This is a genomic window from Adhaeribacter radiodurans, assembly GCF_014075995.1.
In the GTDB taxonomy this organism is placed as follows: Bacteria; Bacteroidota; Bacteroidia; order Cytophagales; family Hymenobacteraceae; genus Adhaeribacter; species Adhaeribacter radiodurans.
The window spans coordinates 5,804,286-5,830,345 of record NZ_CP055153.1; the positions used below are offsets into that span (position 1 = coordinate 5,804,286).

Annotated in this window: 18 protein-coding genes; 10 read left to right on the top strand and 8 right to left on the bottom strand. The window is 41.7% G+C overall.

The window, feature by feature from the left end; all coding sequences use genetic code 11:
- Positions 1 to 10: 10 nt before the first annotated feature.
- Positions 11 to 3,217, bottom strand: coding sequence for a SusC/RagA family TonB-linked outer membrane protein (locus HUW48_RS23070; RefSeq protein ID WP_182413173.1), 3,207 nt, complete (start codon positions 3,215 to 3,217; stop codon positions 11 to 13).
- Between the two features lie 642 nt (positions 3,218 to 3,859).
- Here HUW48_RS23070 and HUW48_RS23075 point away from each other — a divergent pair.
- The 5 genes from HUW48_RS23075 (at position 3,860) to HUW48_RS23090 (ending at position 6,855) form a co-directional block, all read left to right on the top strand.
- The gene (locus HUW48_RS23075) at positions 3,860 to 4,276 is read left to right on the top strand and encodes a hypothetical protein (protein ID WP_182413174.1); all 417 of its coding nucleotides are present in this window, start codon (positions 3,860 to 3,862) and stop codon (positions 4,274 to 4,276) included.
- A 154-nt stretch (positions 4,277 to 4,430) separates the two neighbouring features.
- On the top strand, positions 4,431 to 5,498 hold the full coding sequence (locus tag HUW48_RS23080; RefSeq protein WP_182413175.1) for a winged helix DNA-binding domain-containing protein: 1,068 nt from the start codon (positions 4,431 to 4,433) through the stop codon (positions 5,496 to 5,498).
- A gap of 78 nt (positions 5,499 to 5,576) precedes the next feature.
- Complete coding sequence (locus tag HUW48_RS23085) at positions 5,577 to 5,813, top strand: hypothetical protein (protein WP_182413176.1); 237 nt, start codon at positions 5,577 to 5,579, stop codon at positions 5,811 to 5,813.
- Entirely contained in the window at positions 5,783 to 5,986 is a 204-nt protein-coding gene (locus tag HUW48_RS27640) for a DUF1801 domain-containing protein (protein WP_394368430.1), read from the top strand. Before HUW48_RS23085 ends, HUW48_RS27640 begins: the two co-directional genes overlap by 31 nt.
- Before the next feature lie 671 nt (positions 5,987 to 6,657).
- Positions 6,658 to 6,855, top strand: a complete 198-nt coding sequence (locus tag HUW48_RS23090; protein WP_182413177.1) for a hypothetical protein — start codon at positions 6,658 to 6,660, stop codon at positions 6,853 to 6,855.
- Between the two features lie 117 nt (positions 6,856 to 6,972).
- Here HUW48_RS23090 and HUW48_RS23095 read toward each other — a convergent pair whose 3' ends face one another.
- The 3 genes from HUW48_RS23095 to HUW48_RS23105 all read right to left on the bottom strand — a co-directional run bounded on the left by HUW48_RS23095 (position 6,973) and on the right by HUW48_RS23105 (position 11,150).
- Complete coding sequence (locus HUW48_RS23095) at positions 6,973 to 7,980, bottom strand: ScyD/ScyE family protein (RefSeq protein WP_182413178.1); 1,008 nt, start codon at positions 7,978 to 7,980, stop codon at positions 6,973 to 6,975.
- A gap of 448 nt (positions 7,981 to 8,428) precedes the next feature.
- A complete protein-coding gene (gene kbl, locus HUW48_RS23100) occupies positions 8,429 to 9,619 on the bottom strand; it encodes a glycine C-acetyltransferase (RefSeq protein WP_182413179.1) in 1,191 nt (396 codons plus the stop codon).
- Between the two features lie 52 nt (positions 9,620 to 9,671).
- Positions 9,672 to 11,150, bottom strand: coding sequence for a hypothetical protein (locus HUW48_RS23105; protein WP_182413180.1), 1,479 nt, complete (start codon positions 11,148 to 11,150; stop codon positions 9,672 to 9,674).
- 193 nt (positions 11,151 to 11,343) lie between these two features.
- On the opposite strand from HUW48_RS23105, the gene HUW48_RS23110 reads away from it, so the two are divergent.
- Positions 11,344 to 12,312 carry an NAD-dependent epimerase/dehydratase family protein gene (locus tag HUW48_RS23110; RefSeq protein WP_182413181.1) on the top strand — a complete coding sequence of 323 codons (969 nt, stop codon included), beginning with the start codon at positions 11,344 to 11,346 and terminating at the stop codon, positions 12,310 to 12,312.
- 23 nt (positions 12,313 to 12,335) lie between these two features.
- On the opposite strand, the gene HUW48_RS23115 is transcribed toward HUW48_RS23110, so the two are convergent.
- The 4 genes from HUW48_RS23115 to HUW48_RS23130 form a co-directional block, all read right to left on the bottom strand.
- Complete coding sequence (locus HUW48_RS23115; RefSeq protein ID WP_182413182.1) at positions 12,336 to 12,479, bottom strand: hypothetical protein; 144 nt, start codon at positions 12,477 to 12,479, stop codon at positions 12,336 to 12,338.
- A gap of 703 nt (positions 12,480 to 13,182) precedes the next feature.
- Positions 13,183 to 16,545, bottom strand: a complete 3,363-nt coding sequence (locus tag HUW48_RS23120) for a VCBS repeat-containing protein (RefSeq protein ID WP_394368431.1) — start codon at positions 16,543 to 16,545, stop codon at positions 13,183 to 13,185.
- 94 nt (positions 16,546 to 16,639) lie between these two features.
- Positions 16,640 to 18,502, bottom strand: a complete 1,863-nt coding sequence (locus tag HUW48_RS23125) for a RagB/SusD family nutrient uptake outer membrane protein (protein ID WP_182413183.1) — start codon at positions 18,500 to 18,502, stop codon at positions 16,640 to 16,642.
- An 88-nt stretch (positions 18,503 to 18,590) separates the two neighbouring features.
- Positions 18,591 to 21,755: a SusC/RagA family TonB-linked outer membrane protein gene (locus tag HUW48_RS23130; RefSeq protein ID WP_246343590.1), complete on the bottom strand. Its 3,165-nt coding sequence runs from the start codon at positions 21,753 to 21,755 to the stop codon at positions 18,591 to 18,593.
- A 643-nt stretch (positions 21,756 to 22,398) separates the two neighbouring features.
- Here HUW48_RS23130 and HUW48_RS23135 point away from each other — a divergent pair.
- From HUW48_RS23135 to HUW48_RS23150, 4 genes are all read left to right on the top strand, one after another.
- On the top strand, positions 22,399 to 23,124 hold the full coding sequence (locus tag HUW48_RS23135; protein WP_182413185.1) for a DUF3891 family protein: 726 nt from the start codon (positions 22,399 to 22,401) through the stop codon (positions 23,122 to 23,124).
- A gap of 78 nt (positions 23,125 to 23,202) precedes the next feature.
- Entirely contained in the window at positions 23,203 to 23,970 is a 768-nt protein-coding gene (locus HUW48_RS23140; RefSeq protein WP_182413186.1) for a hypothetical protein, read from the top strand.
- 184 nt (positions 23,971 to 24,154) lie between these two features.
- Entirely contained in the window at positions 24,155 to 25,606 is a 1,452-nt protein-coding gene (locus tag HUW48_RS23145) for a DUF4403 family protein (protein ID WP_182413187.1), read from the top strand.
- A 216-nt stretch (positions 25,607 to 25,822) separates the two neighbouring features.
- A complete protein-coding gene (locus HUW48_RS23150) occupies positions 25,823 to 26,059 on the top strand; it encodes a heavy-metal-associated domain-containing protein (protein WP_182413188.1) in 237 nt (78 codons plus the stop codon).
- Position 26,060 lies beyond the last annotated feature (1 nt).

The following is a 26,060-nucleotide window of genomic DNA, read 5'->3' on the forward strand; positions in this document are numbered from 1 at the left end:
AATCAATGAATTACAATGTAACCTGGATGCCCAGCATAAAGGTGCGCGGCTTTGGATAACCGTGCCAGATGATGCCTTGCGAGAAGGCACTGCTGCCATCGCCTTGGTTAGTAGGAGTAGCTTCCGGATCACCGATAACTTCTTTATCAACAATCAGGAAGGCGTTCTGTACAGAACCGTAAACCCGTAAACGGTTTAACCGGATTTTGCTTGCCACTGCGGCTGGAACATTATAGCCTAATAAAATATTACGACCCCGGAGGAAAGATCCGTCTTTTACCCAGCGTGAATCTACGTTGGTAACGTAACCAGCCCGGGTATCCCGGATTTCAGCAATCGGTGTGTTCTGATTCTGAGGAGTCCAAGCATCTAATACGGTTTTGTAGCTGTTAGCAATTGCTTGGCGGTCTTCGCTTGGGTGCAAAGTCAGGTCCAGGATATCGTTACCGTAGTTATACTGTAACTCAACAGTTAAGTCAAGGTTTTTATACTTGAAAGTGTTAACAAAAGCGCCCCAGGCTTTTGGAGTACCGTTACCAATAATCATCCGGTCAGCATCGGTAATGGCGTAGTCACCGTTTACATCCTGGTATTTAATATCGCCCGGTAAAATGGTTAAACCATTGCGGTAGCTGCGGAATTTAGCGGCTTCGTCTTTTTCAGCTTCACTCCAAACACCTAAACGATTCAAACCCCAGAAAGAACCAACCGGTTCGCCAATCCGGATAATGCTGGTTTGATTGGTAAAGTTCGGACCACCTACCCCAAAAATATCCGCTGGTGTAGCCAGGGTAAGTACTTTGTTCCGGTTCATGGAAATGTTAAATGTAGTATTCCAAGAGAAATCTCCGGAATTAACGTTCACGGTATTCAAAGTTAATTCAATCCCTTTGTTTTCCATAGAACCTACGTTCTGCCGGATAGAGCCGTAACCGCTGGTACGAGGCGCCGGAGCATCTAATAACATGTCAGTAGTTTTGCGGTAATAAAAATCCGCTTCCAAACTAATCCGGTTTTGTAATAACCCTAATTCTACCCCGGCATCGTACTGGGCGGTTTTTTCCCAACGTAAATCTGGGTTAGCCAAGCGGCTAAGGCCTGTACCACCAACCCGGGTATCGCCAAATATATAAGCGTAAGTAGAACTTAAAATATCAATAGATTGATAAGGTGGAATTTCGGAGTTACCCGTTAAACCAAAGCTGGTCCGTACCTTTAAATTAGAAATAAACGGATTACTCTTCAGGAATTCTTCTTCCGATACCCGCCAGGCTAAAGCAGCAGAAGGGAAGAAAGAAAATTTATTGTTAGCTCCGAATTTAGAAGATCCATCGGCCCGGCCAGTTACCGTAAGCAAATACTTATCCATTAAGCTGTAGTTAATCCGGCCAAAGTAAGAGCTAAAGGCAAACCGGTTAGCTTCCGAGAATACTTCTGGCCGAAGAGAACCCGCATCTAAGTTATTAAATCCAAAATAATCCGTAGCAAAACCTCGGATCCGCGCGTCCATATCAAAAAAGTTAGTTTCCTGCCAGGAAATACCAGCTAATGCGGTAATTGAGTGAATCTCGGCAAACTTTTTATTATAAGTTAAGTAATTCTCCAAAGACCAGAAGCTTTCTTTCCGGTTGTAGGCCCGGGCGAAACCTTGGTCCGCAATAGATAAGGTCCGGGTGCTAGACTCGTTCGTTTCCTGCGTCAGGATATTAGCTCCTAATACGGTCCGCATTTCTAAACCGGGGAAGAAGGTAATATTGGAATACACGTTACCGTTAGTGGTTTGTGAGTTCAAAATATACCGGCGTCCCATTAAGCGGTGATACGAACTCATGGTGCCTTCTGCCTGAGGATAATCCCGGTTATTGGCGTAAGTGCCATCCTGGTATCTCACAGGTAAGAAAGGGAAGTCTTCTACCATTTGGCGAGCTACCGCATCGTTAATATCCACTAAGTTTTCAGTCTGGTTGTTGTAACTCAGCGTACCGCCCACTTTTAACCATTTTTTTACTTGATCGTCGATGCTAAAACGGCCGGAGTAGCGCTTCATGTACGACGTTTTTACTAAGCCTTCATCGTCGCGGTAACCTAAAGAGAAAGAATAAGTAGTACGCTCGTTTCCGCCACTAAAACCTAATTGGTGGTTCTGCGAAATTTTATTCTGGGTAATTTCTTTCATCCAGTCGGTATCGTGCAACGGCTGCAGGTTTGCGTCGAAAACGCCCGGAAACTGTTTACTAAAATCTTGTCTTCTCTTTACTGGATCTAAATTGGCGTATTTACCTTGAGCCCAACCAGCCGGATCGTATTTAGCGATGTTGGCATAAGCTAAATCTTCGGTAGCTAAATATTCACGGGCGTTTAAAACTTCCGGACGATTTGGCCCAATGGTGTTCACGCTAAAATCTGCGTTATAAGTAACTTGACCTTCGCCAGCCTTACCACGCTTGGTAGTTACTAAAATTACCCCATTCGCGCCGCGAGCACCGTAAATAGCCGTTGACGAAGCATCTTTCAACACTTCCACCGATACAATGTCGTTGGGGTTGATATAGTCAATAGCGTTACTGAACTGGGCTTGATTACCTTGGGGCAGCATTACTCCATCTACCACGTATAATGGGTTGTTAGAGGAGTTAATAGAGCTAAAGCCCCGCACCCGCACGGTAGTACGACCACCCGGACGACCCGAGTTATTGTTTACCTGCACACCTGCCATACGGCCAGCTAAGGCTTGGTTCAGCGACGGCGCGGGACGTTCCTGCAATTGCTCAGCTTTTACGGCTGCAACCGCTCCGGTTAAATCGGATTTACGTTGGGTACCGTATCCAATTACCACCACTTCGTCTAAAGCTTTGGTATCGGGAGCTAAGGTTACATTTATAGTAGACTGGTTGTTAATAGGCACTTCTCTAGTTTGATATCCAATAAAAGACACCACTAAAACACCGTTGCCATTAGGAGCATTCAGCGTGAAACTGCCGTTAGGATCGGTAGTAGCACCGTTGGTAGTGCCTTTCACTAAAACAGTAGCCCCTGGAACTCCCTCGCCTTTTTCATCGGATATTTTACCGGAAACAGTTGTTTGGGCAAAGGAAATGGTAAGGGTACTCAAAAAAACAAAGAGGAAACACGTAAATTTCAAAATGGTCCCAACGGATGGTAGTAATGTGTGTACCCCATGGTAGTTTCGGACCTTAACGGGTAAATTAATTTTCATGTTATTTTCTTTTCCTGGTTTAGAAATATACTTACAGTAGCGGCCCTGTACTGATAAATGCCGCACAAGAACAGCAGGTTAGGAATTAAAACCTGAACGGGGAGAAAAACAGACAGCCGGAAGAACCAGGCTACTAAAGTAGAAGGAAACTACCGAACTAACTGGTAAGAAGACAATGGCCTTTTGCCACGTAACGAGAAGAGTATTTTGATTGGTTTGTGTTACATGCAGTTTATGGTTAATTTGGTTTTTAGCATTAATAACTTATAATATTTTAAAATGAAATTTTAATCGTAAGATTAAAAAGTCGAATGGCAAAAATATTAATTATTGGTTGAAAACACTATGTTGTAACCCAAAGCCATAAGTTACGCACCTTCTAAACCTAAAATCTGGACACCTAATTGTTTATATAATTCCGTTGAAAAATATAACCAATTTACCGGCTTAACTTAATATATCCAACCTTTGCCAAATCCAGCAAAGAATAGTCCTGTAAAAATTTCAGTGTGTGCGGCGACACACTGAAAAAGTATTAAAAAGAGAAAGAATAGAGTAAAAATTTAGCTTTTAAACAATTGTTTTCTTGCAATAAAATTAATTTCGGAAAAATAGATAAATCGAGTAAAACAACACCGTAAAATGCAGGCAAAAGCTCTCCCCATTGGATACTGGATAAAACAAGTTGACACTTTACTTACCCAAGAAATTAATGCGCTACATGCCACTTTAGGAATAACCAGACTGAAATGGCAAATTTTACATAGCATTCAGGAAAAAGAACAAATCAACTTTTTGGCCTTAATAACCCTATTACAGCCCTTCGCCGATCCAGAAACTGTAACCAAAACTCTGGCTGAGTTAAAAAATGATTTATTACTGATTGAAAACAAGGATGACCTTGCCCTTACAAATAAAGGAATAGCCTTACACGCTACTTGCCAGGAGCAACAAAAAATATTCCGGCTAAAGGCAATGGCAGGTATTACCGAGCAACAATACGAACAAACTTTAGCTACTTTGCAAAAAATAGTGGAAAATATTACTTCAAATAATTAGATTTTGAATGAAAGTTAATGGAAGAATTGCCTGCTTAATTTAACAACAAGAGAAATAAAAAATTAACTACTCCATTTCTCAATCAATACCATAGGTTCGCATTCAAAATTAATAGGTTTCATCTTAAGCAGTTACTAATTTCTAAATGGCTATAATGGATATCGCGCTGCATCGGCTTTTTAATCAACAAATCGAGAAAAATAGATTTAGCACTCCACTTGATTTAATTCGCTGGTTAGGTGCCATACAGGCTCAGGATTACGCCATGGCAAAATGGGCTATGGCCTTGCGTTTGCCTAATGGCACCGATGCCGTAATAGAAGATGCCCTTAACCAGAGCAATATTATCCGGACCCATATTATGCGCCCAACCTGGCATTTTGTAGCTGCCAGCGATATCCGGTGGATGCTCCAATTAACCGCACCGCATTTAAAAAGAATCGCCGCTTCTATGAACCGGCAACTAGAGCTAGATGAGCAAGTGTTTTCTAAAATCTACCAGATTTTGTTTAAATCTTTGGAAGGTGGAAACCACCTTTCCCGCCAGGAAATAATGGCTACTATTAACCAAGCAGGTATTTTAACTAATGGTTTGCGGGCGGGCCATATTATGTTTCAAGCGGAATTAGATGGTGTTGTTTGCAACGGCGTTAAACAAAATAAGCAATTTACCTACGCCTTACTCGACGAAAAAGTACCGCCCTGTACTAAAAATTTTACCCGCCACGAAGCTTTAGCCGAATTAGCTATGCGTTATTTTACCAGTCACGGACCCGCTACTATTCAGGATTTTACCTGGTGGAGTGGCTTAACGTTAACCGATGCCCGCCTTGGCCTAAATCAAGTTAAAACGAATCTTATTTCCGAAACGATAGAAGACCTAACGTATTGGCTAGCCGATGAAGCTACCCCGGAAACATACAACCCGGCGAGTTTGCATTTACTACCGGCTTTCGACGAATTTATGATAAGTTATAAAAACAGAACGGCATCGCTTTTACCTGCCCATTTTAAAGAAACTATTACCGGGAACGGCATATTTAAACCAATAATTGTGGTAAACGGCAAAGTAGTTGGTCTTTGGCAAACCAGCCCGGAAAAAAGTAAAATAAAGCTACACCTTTCGCTATTCGATTCTACTGTTAAGTTAGATAAAGAATTATTAGCCGCAGCGGTTCAGAAATACGCGGTATTCCGGAATGCTCTGATTGAAATTAGTTAAGTTACAAGCAATTATCTATTACTTTTAATTTTAATTTCAATAGCAAAATTAATCCAAAAGTATAATGTAAATACAATAATGGCCAAGAACAAGTTTCAGGATGTTGCTTTCCAAAGCGTGGATGATTTTCTGGCATATCTACCCGAAGACGAATTACAAATAGTAGAATTCTTACGCCGACTTGTTTTTTACTGCTTACCTAACTGCACCGAGAAGCTTGCTTATAATGTGCCTTATTATTGGGTAAACAAGAGTATTTGTTTTATCTGGCCTGCCTCCGTAAAATGGGGCAAGCAGGTAACTTATCAGGAGTAAGGTTTGGGTTTACCAAAGGCAACTTACTGCAAGACGAAATAAACTACTTGAACCAAGGTAATCGTAAACAGGTTTACTGTAAAGATTTCACGAGTATCCCTGATATTAATGTTGACATTTTGAAAGCTTATATTTTTGAGGCCGCTTTAATAGATGAGCAATTAAAAAAGTAGAAAAATAATTTATCGTCTAATTTATGCACCTCTCATGATAATTTTCTTTTATCATTCAGATTGCAAGAGAAGATAGCCCACATTATTAACTTAAAATCAATTATATAGCTAAACTATTCTAATTGATTCGTTATTTTTGGTTCAATTATAATAGTACTTATACTCTTATTATGTCTGTCGGCCACTTTCCTAATTACCAACAGAAGTTCACCAGGTGGCTTTTAACGCTAACTTTGTTTTTTAACCTGATTAGCTTTTCAGACGGGAATCTTAATTTTTCAAGTCAGCAGCCGCCTTTTAAACTAACTGGGTTTGTTGTTCCGGTTTACTCATCCGGCCAAAAGTCCATATCATTAAAAAGGGCCTCCCAACTCGGCCATAAGAAGCGTTCCTCCTATCATTGCCTCAACTTATTTAAGTTAAATCAAACAATTTTTCGGCATAATCAGCTTAACCAAGTCAAGCTGGCTTGTACTTACTGCCTGTACAATTCCTTCAAAACTTTCATAATAACTTTTCCAGGAAAAACCATTCCTGCTCCTTTAAAAGAAGATCCTCTGCTCGCCCGCTTTAGTTAATTTATTTTCCTGCCTGCTTCTGGCAGGGCACTTTTATTTTACTAAAACTTACTAGTTGCGTTCTCCGCAACCTTCTATACATTATCTCTTAAAATGATGAAGAAATGGCAAAAAGCACTTAAGCTAACGGGCATTATTTGCCTGATTATATTGGCTTCGTTGGGAGTTGGTTTGGGTGGTGCACCCATCTTACCTAAAAACCGCGCAAGGTATATGGATACGGTTGTAAAAACCGAACTGGCAGAAGTAAAAAAAGAAAATTCTAGCTCTACTGTGGAGATTAAAGAATAAATATTTTATAGTTAATACCATCAAAAAAGCCACTTCTGATCAGAAGTGGCTTTTTTGATGGTATTAATTGAAATGGGTTTATTTCACTCATCTAATTAATACAATTTTGCCTCCTGGTTAAAAAGTAACTTTTTTAATTTCCCCATCGAAGGTTTGAGCGATAAAGAAAGTTTTAGAGCCAAATCTTTCAATTGAATTCGGAAAATTAAGTTTACTTAGTAAAGGTATATTTTTGTTGGGAGTAGAAAACACCATTCGGCCAGAGTTAGGAATAAATGATTCTCCGGTCCAGGTACCATATTCTAGTACTACCGGTTTCTGATCAACGCCTAGCTCAATGTCGGTTAATATAGATAACCCAGATTGATAAACCGTAGTATTCCCGGCCAAATCAATTTGATAGATAGTAGCTTTTTTAGCTGGATACGGATAACCCGTAAAAGTACACACCAAGAATTTTTCGCCGTCGAAGACAATTCCGGTAGGTACAGCTTGCAGGTCTTCGCCATCCGGAATCTCAATGGGCGGAATAGTGGCAAATACACTTAATTTGCCCGATTTAGCATCTCGGCGGATAACGGCATTAGCTGCCGCATCCACAATATATATATCCCCTTCTGGCCCAACGGTAAGGTTAAAAATATCGGTTTCTTCGGTTTTAAAATAATCTTTAACAAAACTGCCAATATCTTCCACCTCCAGGTCGGCCGCTTTCCTGGGTTTATCTCCGGGCTGATAAGCCGAAATATTTAATTTGTAAAGTTTGCCTTCTACCCCATGAAGCATGTACAAAACGTTATCTTTTAACAGAAGGTGATTCAGGCCAAAAATGGCACCTTCGGGACTAGCCTCAGACGTAAAGCCTTGTACTACCGGATACACTTCTCCCTGGGGGGTAATAAAAGAAAGCTGCCCATCATTCGTTTGGCCGGTGCCCGCTTCCGTTACCCACAATTGTCCCAGGGCATCGCTCTCTACTCCTAAAGGAGCAGTTAAACCAGTGGCAAAAGCTTTGGACTTGGGCGGTTTGGGTTTGAGTTCGTCTACAATGTCGTAAAACTCTTCGCAACCAGTAGTACTTATTAGCAGAATTAGTAAAAAGAGGCAGGTAATTTTATGGTGCATAGCTTTATTATTTAAGTGAATATTTACTCTAAATAGAAAAGTGTAACCAAATAAAATGAAAAGTACTACTGGCCGTAAGCAAGGCTTAACTGGTACTTGGTAAAGCAAATAAATGCCTCAACGGACTCTTAGATTAGTTAGTAGAATTCAGGTACTAAGGTTTGTTAAAAAAACGATGCAGTTTATTCATCAATGGTATTGCACTGCTAAAGTTAGACGAATGTTGGTAAGCAAAGTAAGCTTTTATTCTTATATACTTTACTTATTTCAATATATTTTCTGTTTAATTTTATAAACCAAAGTCTGATTAAAATAGAAAGTATAAATTATTGATAAGTAAATATTAGTCAGGAATAAAAGTAAGATATTACAGGTATTAAATGTTAACATCAAAAGCCGTTCTTCAATAAGAATATCTTTTGGTATGATGCCTGTTTTAAGCCAAAACTTACTTTAACACTCCTAGTTCTTTTCCTACTTCCGTGAAAGCCTGAATAGCTTTGTCCAGGTGTTCTTGGGTGTGCGAGGCCGATAACTGGACCCGAATCCGGGCTTTGCCCTGGGGCACGACCGGGTAATAAAAACCAATTACGTAAATGCCTTTATCCAGCAAACGAACCGCAAATTCCTGCGCTAGTTTGGCTTCGTAAAGCATAATAGGCACAATAGGGTGTTCGCCCGGGCGAATATCAAAACCAGCGGCCGTCATTTTTTCGCGGAAGTATTGGGTATTCCATTCCAGTTTATCACGCAACTCGGTAGTTTCGGAAAGCATATCGAGCACAGCAATAGAAGCACCTACAATAGCCGGCATAAGGGAATTAGAAAACAAATAAGGGCGCGAACGTTGGCGCAGCATCTGAATAATTTCTTTCCGGCCCGAGGTAAATCCTCCCATAGCTCCGCCCAAAGCTTTTCCTAAAGTACCGGTAATAATATCAATCCGCCCCATCACGTTGCGGTACTCGTGCGTTCCGCGGCCGGTTTTACCAATAAACCCTGAAGAGTGGCTTTCATCTACCATTACCAGAGCTTTATACTGATCAGCCAGGTCGCAGATTTTATCAAGTTGGGCAATCGTACCATCCATGGAAAAAGAACCATCGGTTACAATAATACAGTGTTTGGCAGATTGTGCTTCTTGCAATTTTGCTTCCAGATCAGCCATGTCGTTATGGTTATACCGCAAACGTTGCGCCTTACACAAACGCACCCCATCAATAATAGAAGCATGGTTTAAAGCATCAGAAATAATTGCAGAATCTTCGCCGAAAAGCGGTTCAAAAACGCCCCCATTGGCATCGAAAGCAGCGGCGTATAAAATAGTATCTTCGGTACCTAAAAACTCGGCTAGTTTACGTTCCAGTTCTTTGTGAATATCCTGGGTGCCGCAAATAAAACGTACCGACGATAAACCGTAACCGTGCGTATCAATGGTGCGCTTAGCCGCTTCAATCACCGCCGGATGCGACGATAAGCCCAGGTAATTATTCGCGCAAAAATTTAGTACTTCTTTCCCCTCCGAAGTTTCGATAGCCGCTCCCTGCGGAGTAGTGATAATGCGTTCTTTTTTATATAAACCGGCTTCTTCTATTTCCGTGAGTTGTTTTTCCAGGTCAGGCTTTAACGTTTCGTACATAGCACTTTGCTTGTTCTTGGTTTTAAAATATGTATAAGCAACAGGTAATTCGCTATTCTGTTTCGGGTTTACCAAGAGGAGTTTCCGTAGATGGCCCCGACGGAGCAGGCCGCTTAAAAATAGGGCGTGGCCGGGGAGGTTTCGAAACTATTGGTACCTCTGTTGACTCTGGAGCCGGGATTATAGCAGCAGAATCAGACTCATTTACCGGCTGTTGCTGGCCTTTATTTTCTAAATTATTAATTTCCTGCTCCGTATTCAGGGTATCAGGCACCTTCTCCGTTAAGGATTCTGTCTCCGAAGATTTAGTAGAAGTTGTCGGGCGTTCTATTATTGGCCTGGGCCGGGGGAACTTAGGCTTTTCCGGTTCCGGCATTAGTTCCGGATTGTTTTCTGCGGTTGGTTCAGGAGTAGCTTCCGCTGCATTTTGCTCTGGACTTGCCGCACCTGGACGCTTAAATATAGGTCGTGGCCTTGGCGGTTTTACCGGTTCAGGAGTTATTTCAATTGGCTTTTCCGTTGCTGAATCGACCGGTCTGTTTTCTGGTATAGCCGCCGGTGAAGAAACTTCCTCTTTATTTATATCTCCTGAAGTAGCAGTGGCTGGTCGTTTAAATATTGGCCGTGGCCATGGTGGCTTAGTAGCCTCGGGAATTACATCATCTGATTTTTCTTCTGCTACAATTACCTGATTATCTGCCAGATTATCCGCTAAAACTTGGGTTTCCGGCATTGGAGTTGTTATTTCTGTTTCATCGGGAACCGTTGCTGGAGTTGGTCGCTTAAATACAGGCCGTGGTCGGGGCGGTTTAGGCGTAGCATCCGGGTCCGGGTTACTGTGCACCGGCAAGGACATAGCATTGCCATCAGAGGAAGCTTCGTTCTTCGTTTCCGCTTCTGGTGTTTGAGTAGGAGTAGCAGGCTTTCGAAAAACGGGACGGGGCCGCGGTGGTTTAGCGGCTTCTGCGGCAGTAATACTTTCTTCGGGAGCAGTAGGTGGCTGGTTATTTGATTCCGATTCGGCGCTAGAACTGGCAGGCGTTTCCGCAACTGGCCGTTTAAATACAGGTCGGGCCCGGCCTGGTTTTAGTGCTTCCGGCGTATTTACCTGGCTTTCGGTAGGCAATGGCTTTTCCTGAGGCTGTTCTTTTTCTTCGGGTACAGCTGACTCCGTTACAGGTGGCCGGCGTATAACTGCCCGGCCCCGCGGGGCAGGCGCTAGTTCCGGGGTACGATCCACGGAGGGCGAAGGCTCATCCGGTATGGCAGAGGCAGTGTTAGGAACCGTTCCAGTAGCACGCCGCATAACTGGTTTTGCAGTAGCAGTAATTGTAACCGTTGCTGGTTTGGGCACTTCTTCTAACCAAAACTGGCGGCGCACATCGTTAATAATCATTTTTACCGCTGTATAAAACGTATTCGGGTGAACCTGCTCGTATAGCGTTCGCCAGGCTGCATATCTTTCCGGATCGCCGGCGGCAAATGCGGCTACGTTAATACGGCGTTTGGTCAGATCATCCTCAAAAGTCATACGCTTTGGTAATAGGTATAAAAAAAGTAAATTTTCTTTAACGATTGAATGGCGTTACCGGTTAAATCCGGCTTGCACATTATTTTGAGTAAAAATCGTACTCTTTGCAAAGATATTAAATCAGAACTAACTTTGAACGCGGCTGTGGTCAGCAGTTTTCTTAACCCAAGGCTTCTTGATTCAAAAACGTAACATGATCCCCACTAAAGAGAAGATTTTAGTTATTGGTGCTTGCGGCCAATTAGGCTCCGAACTCACCTTAGAATTACGGAAGATTTACGGCGATGCCCAGGTAGTTGCGGCCGATATTTCTCTACCTAGACAAAACGAATTAGTTGAATCAGGTCCATTTGAAATTCTGGATGTGCTGGATCGTCATCATTTAGCTGACCTGGCTTATAAGCATGAATTTACGCAAATTTACCACTTAGCGGCTGTCTTATCGGCTACCGGCGAAAAACGGCCCAAGTTTACCTGGAAGGTTAACATGAAAGGTTTAGAAAATATTCTGGACCTGACTTTAGAAAAAGGAATTGCGAAAGTATACTGGCCCAGCTCTATTGCGGTTTTCGGCCCGAATACTCCCCGCCACCACACGCCGCAACACACCATTACAGACCCCAATACCGTGTATGGCATTAGTAAACTAACCGGCGAACGGTTCTGCGAATACTATGCTACCCGCTATAAGTTAGACATAAGAAGTTTGCGCTATCCGGGTTTAATTAGTTACAAAGCACTACCGGGCGGAGGCACTACCGATTATGCAGTAGATATTTACTATAAAGCAGTAGAAGAAGTTCCGTTTGAATGTTATCTGGCGGAACATACTTATTTGCCCATGATGTACATGCCCGATGCTTTAAAAGCCACCCTGGAGTTGATGCATGCGCCCGCCGAAAATATAAAAATACGGTCGTCGTATAATTTAACGGCAATGAGCTTTTCACCCGCCGAAATTGCCACTTCTATTCAAGAACATATTCCGGATTTTAAAATTATGTATAAGCCCGATTACCGCCAGCAAATTGCCGCTTCCTGGCCTGAATCTATTGACGATTCTGCCGCCCAAAAAGATTGGAATTGGCAACCTGATTATGATTTGCCCCGCATGACCCAGGATATGTTGACGAACCTCCGGAAACAAAAAGCGGGCCTTTAAGCCCGCTTTTTGTTTTTATAAATTTACCTGGTTCTGACTTCAGTAGTAGCAACTTGCCACCTTGCTTCCTTACCCGATGGTAACGCTTCGTCCTTGATGTACCGAGCCGTAAAAGCCGCCGTGATAAGTAATAATACTACAAATACAATATTTAATAGCCAACGCATGAATTTCTTCTTTTAATTAATTCAAGAACTTTTTCCTAAGACCTCTTATCGGCTTAAATGGTTGCATTGCAAAAATAACGCCAAGCCACGCTCCTCTTGCAAGCTGCTTTACTAGCCGTTTTAGAACGAATTAAACAGATAAAGATTTTTATTTTCTACCTAAATTAACACGTAAAATACATTCCGGGTAAAACACTCAAATAGTATTATTACGGTTATAAGTATTTTATTCTGTTAAATTTTACAGGTTTTAATCGGGGTGCTAAAACTGTTTTCAAACTAACACAATCTGTCTTTTACAACCAGCTCCAAGGCGGCAGCGGTAAACCCATTAGTAAAATGTAAGTGGTGTTGATAGTAACTTATACCCAATAGTAAAAAGTAGTTGCTATAGCAGACTTTAATGTTGTTCTTTAGAGCCTGTTCCAGCCTCCATTTACAGGTTCCATCTTATTAAATAGGGCTGAGTTTGCCTCATGGCCGTTCTACCGCATCAGCACCGCAAACTAGTGGTTTTAAAAGGCTCCACAGAAAACGTTTACTAACAAGCAAAATATAGGATAGCTTTTTGATACGATTTGGTATTAAACACAGTTTAACAAATTTATTTTGGTATAACTGTAAAACAAAAGGCCGGAATACTTACTTCCGGCCTTTTGTTTTAAGTAGCGTGATTAATAACAATAAGCTATTGCCTCTTATTTTATTTAAAGCTTGCCTTTTTATAAGCTACCACGGGTTGTTGATTCCGGCCAAATAAAATAATCTTATTTAAATTTAGAATGCATCTTACATCACCTTTTACCTGCAAACCCGATTGCAACTGAGGCACATAAATAAATTCGCCCTGGCGGTTGCCTTGTAATAGGATCCCGTAATTGGCGTCGGCTTTGCCAAAACGTAAACGGGCTTGGTTGCTATTACCTCCTAAAAGTAAATCTAAGTTGCCATCCTGGTTATAATCCAGAGCCGTAACGGCATAAACCGGCGAAAACTGCGCTTGAACCGGTAAAGCTTTCTCTATAAATTTTCCTGCATTATTCATCTGAAAATAAGCCGTTGATAAATAATTAGCCGATAAACGTTGTGCTCCTTGTAATTCTTCGGGCTTAAAAATATCTTTTAAGGTAGTATTAGCATAACTTTTATAATCCGGAAAACGGGTCCGCATGATGCTCATTTGCTCCAGTAACTCGTCGCGGCTCACGTACGGATAACTTTTACCTTGCATGTAGAAACATAAAATAGGGTCAACGGAACCATTATCGTCAAAATCTTTATAAAATAAATCGGCGGGTTGTTTATCTGATGCTTTGCACTGCGAATTGAGACCGGCATTTCCCAGAATTATATCGGGTTTGTTGTCGTGGTTAAAATCATTCACGTAAATTTTATTCCACCAGCCGCGGTATTCTTTGTTAAAATACGTTTTGGTTGTTTCCTGTAATTTGCCATTGTTATTACTAAAAACAGCTACTGGCATCCATTCGCCAATTACCAGTAATTCAGGTATCTTATCGTTGTTTAAATCCTGCCAGGCCGCATCGGTTACCATTCCTGTCTTTTGCAGTGCTGGCGCTATAGTAGCCGTTTGATCGGTAAACTTACCTTGGCCATTATTTAGTAAAATATAACTCCGCGGAGCCTCCGGATAGCGCCCCGGAATTATCCGCCCTCCCACAAATAAATCTAAATGGCCATCGCGGTTTATATCGGTAGCGCGTACACAACTTGTACTCGTCAGCATTGGCGGCAAGGCATCGGCACTTTTAGTAAAATTACCTTGTCCATCGCCTAAATAAACTCGGTCCTGGAGCAGGGGATCTTCGGGCATGAAATTACCGTAACCGCCGCTGCCCACGTACAAATCCAGTTTAGAATCTCCGTTAGCATCAAAAAATAAAGCATCTACATCTTCGCTGTTTTTATCCGCAGCAAAAGCAGCATTTGTTTTCTGGATAAATTTACCGCCTTTTTGCTGCAGGTATAGAACGCCGGCCTGGCCCGCACTTCCCCCGGCATACACATCATCCAGTCCATCGTTGTTTACGTCGCCTTTAACCAGGCAAGGCCCGGCAAACGATAAGGGATTTACTAATAAAGGCTGCCGTTTAAAGTCGTTGATGTTTTGTTTTTGGTGCGCAAAAGTTACCGGCGGTTTAACTTCCGAAAAAACAGGACTTTCTTTCTTAGCGGTAAATTTTGATTTACCGGCATCTTGTTCCTTTAAAGTAAGTAATTGATTGGCTTTTACCTGCCGCAAAACTTGTTGATTCCCAGTAGGCCAGTTTATTTTTAGTGAATCTACCACTGTAGTTGTACCTAAACCAAAATGCAAAACCGGCGAAACACTCGATTGAAAGCCCCGGGTTGGCATTTGTTCTAAGTATTGCTTCTGGTTATTCGCGTAAAGAGTAACCCGAGCGCCCAAACCCTGCGTATTTTTGCCAGTTCCCTGCAGCTTAACTTGCAGGTATTGATTTTTAAGTTGTGCGTTAGCCTGATTTTGGTAAATAGATGCCGATTGGTTAATATTATTCACAATTAAGTCTAAATCCCCATCATTATCCAGATCGGCATAGGCCGCCCCGTTACTGTTAGAAACTTGCTTTAAGCCCCAAGCCGCACTTTGGTCCCTAAAATTAGCATTGCCCATATTCTGGAAAGCATAGTTCGTCACGTTAGAAGCCGGCATCTGGTACACCAACTTTAAAACATCGTCGCGCATAAGTTTACCTTCGTGTTGCTTCATAAAATCACTCATGTATTTCATAAAGTCCATATTGGTAAAATCACGTACGTAGCCGTTGGTTACGTATAAATCTTTCCAGCCATCGTTGTTGTAATCGGCTAATAATGGTGCCCAACTCCAATCGGTATTCGAGATTCCGGCTAATTGACCTACTTCGCTAAAAGTACCATCGCCGTTGTTGAGTTGCAGCATGTTGCGCATGTACTGGTAGTAAAAACCGGAGCGTAAATTCAAGTCAAATTTTTCGTAATTATCCGGGGCAAATAAAAGCTTTTGCCGCTGGTTATCTTCGGGCAGCATATCCAAAGTAAAAACATCGGGTAAGGCATCGTTGTTAATATCGGCTACTTCGTTGCCCATCGAAAATTGCGAGGTATGCCCCATGCTGCCAGGTAGCTTGTTCGTGAAAGTACCGTTATGATTATTTATGTACAGGTAATCCGGAATAGCATAATCGTTGGAAATATACAAGTCGGGCCAGCCATCAGTATTTAAATCGGAAATACCTACGCCTAAGCCATAAGTTAATACGGTGCTTTGCAGACCAGCTTTTAGAGTAACATCTTTAAAAAAATTGTTATCGTTGCGGAATAAGCGTACGCCGCTTTGCGGGTCTTCTTTGCTTTGCATTTCGGCCGTTAAGGCTTCGTCTAGAGCGGGTAACTGCGTGGGGCAATGATTTAGTAAAAATGCATCTAAATCGCCATCGCGGTCGTAGTCAAAAAAAGAAGCGTTGGTGCTGTAAGTAGGTTGCGTAAAGCCATACTGAGCCGTCTGATCCGTAAAATGAACCATACCGCTAGCATCGTTCCCTTGATTAATAAACAGCTGAGGAATGCGTTTTTCTGGTCGAACATTACCGGAATAACTCACAAATATATCTAATAGACCATCGCCGTTTACATCGGCCATGGTTACGCCGGTCTTCCAAGGGCCGGGCCGGCCAATTACCCCGGCCGCATCGGTAACATCTATAAACTGCATATTCCCTTTATTCAGGTACAGCCGGTTGGGTGCCATATTCGCCGTAAAGTATAAATCCTGCAAGCCATCGTTGTTCACATCGCCTACCGCTACGCCGCCGCCATTGTAAAAATACTCGTACATGAGCACGTTTGTATTTAAGGCTTCGGTTAAGGTATTTGCAAAAGTTACTCCCGTTTTTTCGGGAGCGAGCAAGGTAAAAAGAGTAGGTTCAGAAGAGCTAACAGGCGTACTTTCTTCGATGATAGGAGCTTTTTTCTGACAGGCGGAAAAAATAACGGTTATCCCCCCAATTAATAGGAAATAATACTTTAATCTGATTAGTAACAAGGTGGTAATACAATTAAGATTTACTAAAAATAAAAAAATCTATGCCGGTACAAAAATAACCGGCATAGATTTTTAATGCGCGAGTAAGTTATTCTTATTGGTAACCTGGGTTCTGAACCAGTTTATTATTCCGGTTCATTTCGTCGCGGTGAATAGGCATAAAGTACATTTTATCATCCCAACGACGGTTTTCTACGCCTGGGTCGATATCCTGTACGGTGTAGGTATAGGTATAATTTTCCGGATCGTATTTATAAACCTGCACGGTTTTACCCGGCTTTAAAGTACCGGTAATCTTGACAATTTTAACCTTCTCACCCAAGACATCCGGAGCAATCATCCAGCGGCGGGTGTCATAGAATCGTTGCTCTTCAAACGTCATTTCTACATTACGCTCATTGCGGTAACGCTCCACCAAAGCAGCTCCGGATTCGTTAACCGCTGGCATACCTACCCGGAAACGGATTCGATTTAACCATTTTAAAGCTTCGGCTTCATCTCCTAATTCTAAAGAAGCTTCGATATAATTAAATACTACTTCGGTAAACCTGATTTGCGGCGAAGGCACTTCTTGCCGGGTGTTCTGGTCTTCAATACCTGGATCGATGTTTATGAATTTGCGAATAGCATAACCAGTCCTGGTTCCGTTCCAGTTTTCAATAGAACTATTCCGGGTATCTAAACCAAAGTAGGTGGTAGGATTGCTGGCACTGCCTATCTGGTACGTTCCCATCTGAATCTGACCATAAGGATCTATGCCTTTACCATCGGAGGTACGAGGCTTCCATTGTGCACCATCATACAAAACAGTGGCATAAAAACGGGGATCGCGGTTCTGGTAAGGAGCAGCCGCATGTTCTGGTTTTTTCCAGTCGAACTTGGTGCCATCCATCATTTCATAATCATCTACCAGGTTTTGGGTAGGCTCACTGGAAGTCCAGCCATGATAACCGTTCGGCATATTGTTGCGTGGATACCAAGCGCCCCACTCATCTTTGGTGTTAAGAAAGTACCGTGAAAATATGGCTTCTCTCTCTCCGCCCCCGCGGGACAAATACATGTTTATGTAATTCTGCTGTCCTTCTTCTGGTGTTACGGGAGCATTCAGGGATTCATCTAATTTATACCCGTAGATATTTAAATCCATTACTGCTTTAGCCGCATCCCGGGCTTTCTGCCAACGGGCTGTCTGGTCGCCGCTAATATATCCCAATTGCTCTTTGTTAGGTGCACCCGCTATAACCGGCGATTTAGCGCTGGCGGTAGGAATATCGTGCAAATCACTAGCCGCGTAGGTTAGTACCCGCGCTTTCAGGGCCAGAGCGGCACCTTGAGTAGCCCGGCCTGCAGCTAACGTTTTACCTTGCAGTAATAAGGCTGCCGAGTCGAGATCACTAACAATAAAATCTACACATTCTTCGTAAGTATTCCGGGCAATAGTAAAGTCTGGGTTATTTAGGTCATAAGGCTTTTTTACAATAGGAATTGCTCCGTACCACCGCAGCATTTGGTTATAATAGTAAGCCCGCATAAAGTAGGCTTCGCCTTTTAATCTATCCGCAGACACAGTACCAGCATTATCGAACTTAGGAGAGGCCAGGTTCTGCAAGGCAATATTGGCTGCCCGGATGCGGCGGTACATGGCACTCCACTCGTAGTTACCACTTACCCAACCCACATTAGCCGGACTCACGTTGGCTTCCATAATATCCTGCTTGCCGAAATTGTACAACGCATTATCCGTAATGGTTTCCATGTTTTGCTGATCCAACATCCCAGCGTTTAAACCATTGTAAAGATCGGTTACAAACGACTCGGCTAGAGCGGCGTCACTCCAAACCAATTCTCCCGTGGCTTTATCCAGAGGCTGCGTATTCAGGAAATCATCATTACACGCGGTAAGGATGGCTCCGGAAAACATAGATATGAGAACGTATCTTATTATATTTTTTTTCATTTGATCTTGATTTATGATTAAATGCTAAAAAAAACTTCGCCTTATATAATGAGCAATAGTGAGAGACGAAGTAATTTTTTAACCGTTTCTAAAAGGATACTGTTACCCCCGTGTTAAGAATTTTGGATTGCGGATAGTACTGCACGTTGCCATTTAAAGATTCTGGATCGAACACATCGGTTTTGTCCCAGGTAATTAAATTTAACCCATTTACATAAACCCGCAAATTGCTGATGCCAAATCGTTGACCAATACCTTTAGGCAAGGTGTAGCCCACTTCAAAATTCTTCAGACGAACATAATCAGTATTCTTTAACCAGTAGGTGTTATTATTAGAGAAATACTGGTTGTTGCGGTCTACGGTGCGGGGATGCTCGGTGCTAGGATTGTCAACGGTCCAGCGGTTTTCGTAACTCCAAGAAAGGAAGTTACCAATAGTGCCTGATTCCGTTTGCAGGTAAATTTCACCACCTTTTGCTCCCTGGAACAAAATGGATAAGTCAAAGCCTTTGTAACGGGCGCCCAAATTTAAACCACCCTGGAAGGTAGGTTGATTGTTTTTATCCCGGCGTACCATGTCGTCGCCATTTAGTTTACCATCGTTGTTTACATCCTTAAACTTCATATCACCCGGACGTAGCGTGCTAGCACCTACCCCGCTGTAATCATAAGGTTTACCAGTTGCCGGAGAAATGTTGTTATCAATGTCTGCCTGCGTAGTGAATATACCGTCGTAGATGTAAAATAAACCTGTATTCATCATCCGGCCGGTAGACCGCTGCCACTCAGGAGCCCCGGGTGTTTCGTCCCAGAATTCAATTTTGTTTTTAGCGTAACCGCCATTCACACTTACATTATAGGTAAAATCGCCGGCAGTACCGTTGTAACCTACATTAAACTCGTATCCTTTGTTACTCACTTTTCCAATGTTCTCGGCTGGCAAAGTCATACCGGTGGTAGTTGGAATAGAAGCATTCCGGCGCCATAAGATATTAGAACGATTGTTTTTAAATACGTCTAATTCAAAGAAAATTTTACCGTCTAGTAACTGGCCATCTAAGCCTAAGCCTTTATTATCGGCCACTTCCCAAGTTAAATTGGTATTAGGTACGCCATTTTCGAATAAGGTTTGAGCAATTTGGCCACCAATAGGGTAAGAACCATAGGCGTAGGTTGCCAGATAATCGTACTCCCTTAGCACCCCGCCAAATTCTACGTTATCGTTACCTAACTGGCCCCAGGATCCCCGAAGTTTTAAGCTGCTGATAAAGCTGATGTTCTTTTTAAAGAATTCTTCTTCAGAAATTCTCCAGCCTGCCGTAATTCCAGGGAAGAAACCATAACGGGAACTCTCCGGAAACATGTAAGAACCATCGTAGCGCCATAAGAATTCAGCAATATATTTTTCCTTAAAGTTGTAACCAGCCCGGCCAAAATAGCTCAAACGAGCCCGTTCCCAGGCACTACCGAAATTATCTTTCTCTCTATCACTACCTGCAAACAACTGATCGATGGCGGTAGAACTGAAATAACGGCGGTTAGCGCTGAAAAAATTACGGTTAGAGGTTTCTTTATTTACACCAGCTAACAAGGTAACAGCATGGCTGCCAAATGTGCGCTCGTACGATATAATACCGGTAAGGAGAGCATTCAACTGGTCGCCGGTGCTCTGCCCCATTTCGCCCTGAGCTGGTCCGCGTGGCACTTTCTGCAGTTTAGGCGTTACTCCATCGGCTTCATAACTAGTATTATCCCAGCTATAAATGTACCATGGAATAGCAAATCGTTTAGTTTGCTGAACATACTTATCCAATGCGGCACTACCAGTAAGTTTCAAGCCTTTCACCCACGGAAGAGTAACGTCTATTTTACCATTACTTTGCAGGTAATACCGGGTATCCCGGTCGTAACCCGAAGCATTTGTAGTAATCAGGACTGGTTGTTCGCCATTTTCAATATCTGGTCCTGGTAAGCCGTTTGGCCAGTAAGCCGGACGGTAGGGATAACCGCGCATCAGCATCCGGAAAATAGAACCAGCTGACCGGGTAGGGAAAAAGCGATTTTCCTGACGGCCTACTACTCCTAATTGAGTGGTAATATATTTATTAACCGTAGCGTCCAGGTTCAGGCGCAAATCATATTGCTTATAGCCAGTTGCCGAATTCCGGTAAAAGGCGTCCTGGTTCTGATACCCTAATGAGGCCAGATATTTTACATTCTCTGAACCGCCTAATAATTGCAGGTTATGCTTAGATTGCGGCGACCAGGGTTTTAAAGCGTCATCAAACCAATCAGTATTGGGGTGCCCCCAAGGATCAGAACCATCCCGGAACTTTTGCATATCATCGGGCTTGAAAGTAGCATTGGTAACTGCTCCGTTATCAGGGCGAGTAAAGGTACCTGTAGTTTTAAAAGCTTCTGAAGCCGCATTCCAGTATTGTACAGGCAAGTTATATAAGTCTATCTCATTTACCATTTCGGCATACTGAGAGGCGGTAGCCATTTTAGGCACAATAGTAGGTCGTGCCCAGCCTTGGTTAAAGGAGTAAGATAATTCTGGTTTTCCGGTTTTGCCACGTTTAGTGGTAACTAAAATAACACCATTAGCTGCCCGCGATCCGTAAATAGCCGCTGCCGCATCTTTTAATACAGATATACTTTCAATGTCGGCCGGATTTAAACGTTCGAATCCACCAGCCCGATCTGGTACGCCATCAATTACGACCAAAGCACTATTATTTCCTAAGGTGTTAGAACCCCGAATCCGGATAGAAGAACCATCATAGCCGGGTTCCCCACTGCGGTTAGTGGCAATAACACCAGGCATCCGACCGGCAATGGAGTTAGACAGGTTAACAGCCGGCGATTTTACCAGTTCCTCTCCTTTTACTTGAGTAACTGCACCCGTAACGGTAACTTTCTTTTGCTCGCCGTAACCTACTACTACCACTTCTTCTAAGGCTTTGGTATCGGGAGCTAAAGATAAATTAATTGTAGTACGGTTATTTACCGGAACTTCCTGCGTTTGGTATCCAATAAAGGAAACCACCAGAGTACCCGTGCCACTTGGTAAATTAAGAGAAAAATTACCATCGGTATCAGTAGTAGCCCCTGTAGAAGTTCCTTTAAGCAATATAGTTACGCCGGGTAATCCCTCCCCAGTTTCACCGGTTATTTTACCTTTTACCGATACCTGGGCAAAGGATTCGGTAATTGAAAATAACAAAAGATGAAGTAGTATAAAATACTTCATTTTCCTAAGTAATTGTTTTTGCATATTATAATTGATTTTAAGTGAAAGCAAGTAAAAACTGGTACTCTAAGCAATAGTTTACTTCCCTTTAACTAAAAGAGATAGGACGAATAAACCTAAAGCAATTTTAAACGAGAAACAATAAGTAAAACAAAAAATAGTATAATTTAAACAACTCTGTTAAATATTTTTAATACTTGCAATAAGTGTCAAAAATACTTATATCTTTTTCAATAACTAAACTGCGTGTATTTTACTTAATAGAGCACTTAAAATACACTCCTTACATATTGCCTTATTTAGGTTTTATTTCTTCATTAATAATATTGTGTAAAGAAGGAATACTTTGATTTAATAGACTGACTTGCACCCTTTTCAATAAAATGTAAAAAATAAATCAGGATTCTAAAAGCTGGCAATCTTTTAGAATCTAAAAGATAAAATATCGAACGTAATTTTAGTAAATTATATATGTATTTTTGACACTTATTTACTATAAATTTAATTTAGTAATCCATACTCTTACCGGATTATGGATAGATTGTTGGAACATAATTTAGGAATCTATTAAGATTTATAGGAAAAAGTAATAACCTTAAAGCCTAAAATACGATTAAATAGCGCACGCATCTAGTATCTATAAATGATCGTAAATTTGGTAAAAGAAGGATGGGAAATAATCTACCAGCAGGCCCATGCTTTATTAGCTGCTCAAATTGCTTTTGCTTGGCGCACCGCTGATCGCCCAAGGCGCTGGGTAGATACCTTGGCTGCTATTGCTCAACACGACGATGGACAACGCTCTTGGGCGGGTAAAGTGGGGTTAACTGCTGCCGGAGCGCCGGCTAATTTTACCATGTTGCCTTTTTCGCTGGAACAAGCCCGGCAAGTAATGGAAGAAGCCCGGTTTCAGGGACAATGGCGGTCGTTGCTAACTTCTATGCATCTTTCTTTTTTGTACGAAGAGTTACGTGGTCAGAACAAAACCACCGATGCTTTTCTGGATGAACAATTACAAAACCAAGCCATCTGGTGCAAAGTAATAAAAGTAACGAAAAAAGAAGCTCAAAAAGCTTACGATTTAATGCAATGGTGCGATCGCTTATCGCTGATTTTGTGCCGGCGCGAATTGCCCGAATCCGAACGTGCGCTGGAAATTAGCGCTGGGCCTGATGGCGTACGCTACGATGTGCGGCAACAAAAAGACGGCAGTGTTCAGGTAATACCTTGGCCGTTTGAACTAAATAAATTTACTGTAGAGGTAGAGGCTTCTTATTTAGCGCAACTGCAGTTTGAATCGGAAGCAGAGTTAGATACAGCGCTGCGGCAAGCTCCTATCCGTACAAATTATTGGGAATTGGTAAAGTAGATGAATGGCTTAATTTTTGTAATTAACCAAGAATAACACTTCGTTTTGCCTACTTTTTCACCTAACCTTAAAAAATTTATGAAAAAAGCATTAATGCTGTTAGTTCTAGTAGCCACTTTTACTTCCTTTGCTCACGCACAGGGAAAATCAGATTCCACCCAGACCCGAAAACCTCAAGCTGGTAATTTTACCACAGAACTGACTCTCGGGTTATTTACAACCAATTATTTTAATAACTATAATGGATCTTATGGCTATCAAAACAATGTATTCTCACTAGGAAATATACTATCGCAAATCCGAGGACGCTATTTTTATCAAAATAATAAGGCCTTTCGTCTTAGCTTTAATTATGAGCATAATTCAAATAACAATGCTTATTCAAATAATTACAAATCCACTCGTTCCGGAAACACTTTCACTATTAATCCTGGCTTGGAAAAGCATTTTAAAGGCACTTCTAGATTATCTCCTTATATTGGTACAGAGCTCGCACTTACAGCCGGCAGATACCACGAGAATTTAACGGATATTAATACTTCAGACAAAATTGAAGTACGAAAAGGGTGGTATAATTACGCCGCTTCCAATAATTATGATGAAGGGTATTTATATGCCAGAAATTTTAATGCAGTTGGGTTACGTGGCTTAGTAGGTTTAGATTATTATGTATTAACCCGCTTTTACCTTGGCCTGGAGTTTGGCTATTCTGTGAGTTACAGCAAGTATAAAGATGTAAAAATAGTGCAGCAGGAACCCGCTACCGATGTAACGTTTAAAGGTTATTCCTCCTGGAACTCGGGTGCTTATGCAAATTCTGGTATCAGAGCGGGGTTTGTGTTCTAGAAAAAGTAAATATTATTCTTTGCAATGCCGGTAAGCCTGAAAACTACCGGTTTTTTTATGTTTATAATATTCCCTTCCTGTTAAAAACTAAACCATCCTGTTCAGCCTGGTGTTTTCATTTTATCTTTGCACCAGGATTTTATAATCTATTTTACCTTTGCAGCATTTTTTGAACATAAATAATATGCGATTTATCATTCATTGTTATACTTTTTTATTTTCACTCGTTACCAGCGCTTTACTTATTTCGGGTTGTCAGCAAACGGCAACTATCAAAACAACGGCTCCCGATCAGAAGGTAACGGCTGCGCCGGCTTTTGAACGGAAACTGTCCACGATTACGGTGCCCATTTCTTTTCAGGCTACTACCCTCGAAACCAAGCTGAATCAAGAACTAAGTGGTATTTTGTATAAAGACGATAACCTGGAAGGCGATAATATGGCCATAACTGTAAGTAAAATGGGTAATTTAGGTATGCGGGCCGAGCAGAATAAAATTTACTTTACATTGCCCTTGCATATTTTCGCAAAAGGACGCTGGAAATGGGAAGCCTGCAAAATATGTCCGGTAATTGATAAAACCGAAAGCACGGAATTTGATGTGGTAGTAAAAACCGAAAGTTTGCTTTCTTTTACTGAAGATTATAAAGTTAAAACCGTTACTACCGGCGATTTTGATTGGGGTGCCACCAAACCTACTCTAACGATAGGTCCATTAAAAATTGGTTTAGCCCGTTTTATAGAACCCGCCATGCAGAACCAGATGGCGCGCTTATCGGGAATGTTGGATCAGGAAATTCAGAACCGGCTCAACATCCGGCAGTACGTACAGCAAGCCTGGTTAAAATTACAAGAGCCCATTCAGTTAGATAAAACGTATAATGCCTGGCTTACCGTTACCCCGCAAGACATCCGAATCTCCCCGCTGCAGGCTGCGAATGGTGAAATGAATATGCGCATTGGTTTTAACTCGTTTATCGAAACGGTAACGAATGGCAAACCGCAAGTAAAAGTAAATCCTAATTTACCCAAGCTTATTACAGACAACCGCCTGGCCGATAATGTACAAATAGGCTTGATTGGCGAAGTACCTTACCCGCACGCTACCAAATTAATACAAGAACAAGTTGCTGGTAAAACGTTTACTTTCGAGAACGGCAAACAACAAATTACAATCAACAACGCCGAGATAAGCGGTAGCGGCGATAAGTTAGTAGTAATGCTAGACGTGAACGGTAAAGCAAAAACCGGCCTATTTACTAAAAAAATTGTTGGTAAAGTATTTCTAAAAGGTATCCCTTACTACGATGCTGCTACTGCCAGTATCCGCATCCGCGATGTGGATTACGATTTGCAAACGAAAGATCAACTATTAAAAACAGCTAGTTGGCTGGCCAAAGGCAGATTTATCCGGAACATTCAGGATCAAATTAATTTTCCGGTTAAAACGCAACTCGAGCAAGCCCGTACCTTGCTACAAAACTCTCTCGACCAATCGGCCCGCGTAAACGATGCTATTTTGCTTAAAGGTAACATCCGCTCCTTTACCCCGGATAATATTTACCTGACGCCAACTTCGATAAAAGCCGTAGTAAATGCCGAAGGAAATCTGACGGTTCAAATAGTAAAACTATAATTCTACTTCCTCTGGCTACAACCAGAGACAATTCACAAATTTTAAAGTTTAGCAACTTTCACTAATAACTTTTATCAGTAATAGTAATATCACTTTGCCTTACTACTTCCTATAAATAGGACACCTTAATTTTATACATTTTCGTTAAAACAATGTAACAGTTAGGGCTAGGGGACAACTTATCTTTGTGATAGAAAATACAAAATAGAACACCTTATGAAAACTTTAAAATTTAAAACCAATATCAATTGCAGTAATTGCGTAGCTACCGCCAAGCCATTTTTAGATTCTTTACCAGATAATACCACTTGGAAAGTAGATACAACTAACCCCGAGAAAATACTAACAGTACAGGGCGAAGGAGTTTCTACGGAGGAAGTGGTTGAAAAAGTAAAGCAAGCCGGCTTTAAAATAGAAGAACAGAAAAGCTTATTCGGCAAATTATTTTCATAAG